The sequence below is a fragment of the Ralstonia sp. VS2407 genome (assembly GCF_052950655.1).
Genome location: NZ_JBRFVG010000280.1, coordinates 1 through 460 on the forward strand (window position 1 = coordinate 1; position 460 = coordinate 460).

General features: G+C 44.3%; 1 protein-coding gene. It reads left to right on the forward strand.

The window, feature by feature from the left end:
* Positions 1-30: 30 nt before the first annotated feature.
* Positions 31-460: PTS transporter subunit EIIC (locus ACU8YE_RS25050; protein WP_446930258.1), on the forward strand; the 430-nt coding region annotated here is incomplete at its 3' end.

Genomic DNA, 460 nt, shown 5'->3' on the forward strand with positions numbered 1-460 from the left:
GTCCAAAGAATTGGCAGTACCTTATCTAGCATGGTGATGCCCAATATCGGGGCGTTGATTGCGTGGGGCGTTTTGACAGCGCTATTTATCCCAGATGGATATCTGCCAAATAAAGCCTTTGCCACGATGGTTGGCCCAATGTTGACCTATTTAATTCCATTATTAATTGGCTACACTGGTGGGAAAGTAATAGCAGGTGATCGCGGTGCCGTAGTTGGCGCAATTGCGACAATGGGCGTGATTGTGGGAACCGATATTCCGATGATGCTAGGTGCCATGATTATGGGTCCACTTGGTGGCTTTACAATTAAGAAATTTGATCAGTATTTCCAACATCGGATTAAAGCTGGTTTTGAAATGTTAGTAAACAATTTTTCAGCTGGATTGATTGGTTTTGCGTTAGCTTTACTTGGTTTTTCAGCGATTGGCCCAATTGTCGATGCGCTGACTGCTGCAATGG